The following is a 3,716-nucleotide window of genomic DNA, read 5'->3' as shown; positions in this document are numbered from 1 at the left end:
GAATAACTTTAAGAAAAACTTAAGAAATATATGAAAGCTTTGTAAGAATTATGATGTAATATATAAGATATATAGTGTTATGAGGAGTTTTTATTATGAGAAGTAGATTTTCAAGAAATAATAAGATTAAAAGAAACCTTAATAAGAGGAATATAATTATCATTATAACAAGTATTATATTTCTAATAACAGTATTATTTTTATTAAAGTATATTACCACTGTAAGAACCAGAGAAGGTAATAACCTAAGAAATAAAATATATACTTTTTTAAGTGATAAGAATAACAGAGTAAAGGCATATGAAAGAGCTGTAAAATTAAATGGAGGAGATTCAGCTAATACCTGTGTTTACTTTTTAGCAGAGGTTTTAAGGAATAATAATATAGATATAGATGATAGTGTATGTAATACTCAAGGACTTATAAAAGTATTAGAGAAAAAGGGATGGAAGAAGGAAACTGATATTAATAAACTAAAGCCTGGAGATATATGCTTTACTACAGATGAAAAGCTAAGTAAAAAGGGTACACCCACTCATGCATATGTATTTATGAAATGGGAAAAAGAAGGTTCCACAGACTATGGGTATATATGCGATAATCAAGCAAAAGATTATGATTGGAAAGTATATCACTTAAGAAACATAGGAATTAAGGATGGTAGTGGAAAGTCACAAAAAGAGCCTTTTAGCTTTTTTATGTATAAATAATTTTATCTGATGGCTATAAGCTGTAATACCTCCATCCTCTTAAAAGGCGGAGGATAACAGCTGGTACGCCCCTAGATTAACTCGTCTAACCTTCAGATGGAGGGAAGAGAACCATTTGAAGGAAGATTCGTTCTATAACAACATAATTAATAAAAGTATACATATATTACAGGTTTGTAATATATGTATACTTTATCTTTTAGGATGATTTTATCTTAGAAAATAAAATTATATATAGGTTACATTTCCTTTAAAAACAAAATCCATATGAAAAGGACTTTCATTTTTTCCACCAAACATTGAATTCATACCTATAGCTATATGGTAGGTCCCATAAGCTTTCTCATCCAATATTGTATAACCTACAATATCTTTAACATTTTTATTTAATCCAATTCCAAATTCGCATAGAATATTACCTTTAGGAGGTAGAGTTTCTAAAAAGGAATTGAGAGTATCTGAAGAAGTTGAAGTTAAGACTCCATTTTCAAAGTTTAGAGTTAAGTCATTTATAGTTTTATCTTCAAAATAAAACTTTTCTATATAAATAGATCCATTTGAAGATTCTTCAATAGGAGCTATAAATACTTCTCCACAAGGCATGTCACCATCCCCACAATCCTTAAACCAACTTCTTTTAGATATATCTAAAGAAAGTCTATGATTTTTATTAGTTTCTATAACTATAGAATTTTTATCACTTAAAGATTTTATTATTTCATCACAATCATTATTTAAAGCTTCATAATCAATATCATAGGCATTGAACAATGAATTTTTAAAGGTTTCATAGTCTAGGTTGGATTCCATTGAATTTTCCAGAGTAGGAAGTCTTAGTTGTATAAATTTTTCTTTAGATGAAAGAATAGAAAAAAGTTTAGCCATAAATTCTTTATATAGATAAAGCTTTTCGGAAGGAAAATCTTTATGAGGTATAACAGGCTTATAGGTAAATAAGTCTATTATTACATTAGAGTCTTTAAAAATATTAAAATACTCCTCAGGAATAGAATAGTCATCAGTAAAACTTTCAAATAGATTTTTATAATACTCTCTTGAATGCTGAAATTCAATTGGAGTAGCATCAACTTTCGCCACCTCATAGCTAAAGGCATTTAAAGTATCTCTATCCTTATTTTCACCCCAAAATTGTAAAAGAACCATATCCCCCTTTTTAATTCCCATAGCAGTAACAATTTTTTGTATTAAATTAGTAGAAAGCATAATATATCCCCCTTAACAATTTACTTTTATTAACAATTTAATTATATATGTTAAAATAGAATTTGTAAATATAATTCGATAAACATAAAAATATAATTGACAAATTTGATTCGTTATAAATATAATAAGATTATAGTATATTATTGGAGGGATAAATAATGGATAAATTAGAATTGTTAAAAGTTGATTTTTTAGAATTTTTAGAAAGTAAAATTTGTGATTCAGAGGAGAGAATAAAAGGTTTAATTAAAGAAGACTTAAAAGATGAAGCTAATCTAGAAAAAATAACTTTAAATATAGTAAAAATATTTAAACAGATGTTTAATGTAAGTTATAATAAAATAGTTAAGGATAAGAAGGGATATGAAGACTTTAAAAATTATTATTTAAAATATTTCAATACTATACCGGCCAGTTGGAAAGAGAAAAGAGAGAAAGATGAGAAGTTTGGTAATGGAGAAGGGGTAATTATTGAAAACCTAAAGTTATCCATGGCGGATACAATTGAAGAAAAGTTTTTAGGACTATATGAAAAATATGAAATATAAGGAGCTGTTAATTTTGAAGGATTCAGTTACAATTTTTAAAGCTTTAGCGGATAAATCTAGATTAAGAATATTAAACAGTCTTATGGAAGCTCCTAAGTATGTGGAACTTTTAGCAGAAAGATTAGAACTGTCACCATCTACCATATCCTTTCACTTAAAAAAGTTAGAAGATGCAGGACTTGTCAAGGGAAATAAAGAGCAATATTATGTAGTTTACTCATTGAACAAGGAGATGCTAAATACCAATCTTTTAGATTTAGTAGTTTTTAAGGATGGGGTAAGAGCGGCAGAAGAGGAAAGAGAAGATGCTTATAGGAAGAAAGTTATAGATAACTTTTTTAAGTATGGAAAACTTATATCTATTCCAGTTCAACAGAAAAAAAGAAGAATCGTATTAGAGGAAATAGCCAATGCTTTTGAAAAGGGAGTAGAGTATAAAGAAAGAGAAGTAAATATAATAATAGCAGATTTTAATGATGATTTTTGTACTATAAGAAGAGAATTCATATCAGAAAAAATATTTGAGAGAAATAATGGAGTTTATAAAAGAATACTTTAAATATGGAAAGACCTTAGTTATTACTTAATTTTTAAGAACTAATAACTAAGGTTTTTTATTTTATAAATATTAATATATCATTAGGATATATTAAACTAAAAAAGTAATATATATGTAACTATGGGATGTGTAAAAGTATGCTATATTGAAAGAATAATAAAATTAGTACTAGTTTTTCGTAGAAAATACACATTATAGAAGTTTCACCATAAAAGTTACCTGATAAATAGGCTATTTATCAATGGAATCTTAAATGCATAAACTGAGATTTGTTTTAAAAATTCTATAGATATTCTGAATTTAAGAATTGAGCTCAGTTTATTTTTATAAATCATGATATTAAGGGAGATATTATAAATTTTTATTATAGAATAAGCTAAGGAGAGTTAGTTATGAATGTAGATATTCCAGATGTAGTTAAGCCACTTTTATATGAATATGAGTCAAAACTTAAAGAGAGTTTTAAAGATAAAATATTTGGAGTCTATTTATATAATTCAATAGCTCTTAATGCTTTTCATGAAAATAAAAGTGATATTGATATAGTTACTATAATTAAAGAAAATTTTACTCAAGATGAAGTAATAAAGCTTAGAATTATCCACAAAGAACTAAATAAGAAATTTACTTATAGTAAGAAGATGGAAGGTATGTACATTAAATAAAAAGATATTA

General features: G+C 26.2%; 5 protein-coding genes. 4 read left to right on the top strand and 1 reads right to left on the bottom strand.

Going from position 1 to position 3,716, the window contains the following annotated elements; all coding sequences use genetic code 11:
• Positions 1 to 95: 95 nt before the first annotated feature.
• Positions 96 to 710 carry a hypothetical protein gene (locus tag AB2369_RS12260; protein ID WP_367666760.1) on the top strand — a complete coding sequence of 205 codons (615 nt, stop codon included), beginning with the start codon at positions 96 to 98 and terminating at the stop codon, positions 708 to 710.
• 228 nt (positions 711 to 938) lie between these two features.
• Here AB2369_RS12260 and AB2369_RS12255 read toward each other — a convergent pair whose 3' ends face one another.
• The gene (locus AB2369_RS12255; RefSeq protein WP_367666759.1) at positions 939 to 1,934 is read right to left on the bottom strand and encodes an aminopeptidase; all 996 of its coding nucleotides are present in this window, start codon (positions 1,932 to 1,934) and stop codon (positions 939 to 941) included.
• A gap of 158 nt (positions 1,935 to 2,092) precedes the next feature.
• Between AB2369_RS12255 and AB2369_RS12250 the strand changes: the two genes are divergently transcribed.
• The 3 genes from AB2369_RS12250 to AB2369_RS12240 all read left to right on the top strand — a co-directional run bounded on the left by AB2369_RS12250 (position 2,093) and on the right by AB2369_RS12240 (position 3,706).
• A complete protein-coding gene (locus tag AB2369_RS12250) occupies positions 2,093 to 2,482 on the top strand; it encodes a hypothetical protein (protein ID WP_367666758.1) in 390 nt (129 codons plus the stop codon).
• Between the two features lie 13 nt (positions 2,483 to 2,495).
• On the top strand, positions 2,496 to 3,041 hold the full coding sequence (locus AB2369_RS12245; RefSeq protein ID WP_367666757.1) for a metalloregulator ArsR/SmtB family transcription factor: 546 nt from the start codon (positions 2,496 to 2,498) through the stop codon (positions 3,039 to 3,041).
• Positions 3,042 to 3,433: 392 nt separating this feature from the next.
• Entirely contained in the window at positions 3,434 to 3,706 is a 273-nt protein-coding gene (locus AB2369_RS12240; RefSeq protein ID WP_367666756.1) for a nucleotidyltransferase domain-containing protein, read from the top strand.
• Positions 3,707 to 3,716: the final 10 nt, after the last annotated feature.

The sequence above is a fragment of the Clostridium sp. genome, assembly GCF_040797585.1.
GTDB lineage: Bacteria > Bacillota > Clostridia > Clostridiales > Clostridiaceae > Clostridium_Z.
This window is presented reverse-complemented; position numbering and strand designations above follow the sequence as displayed.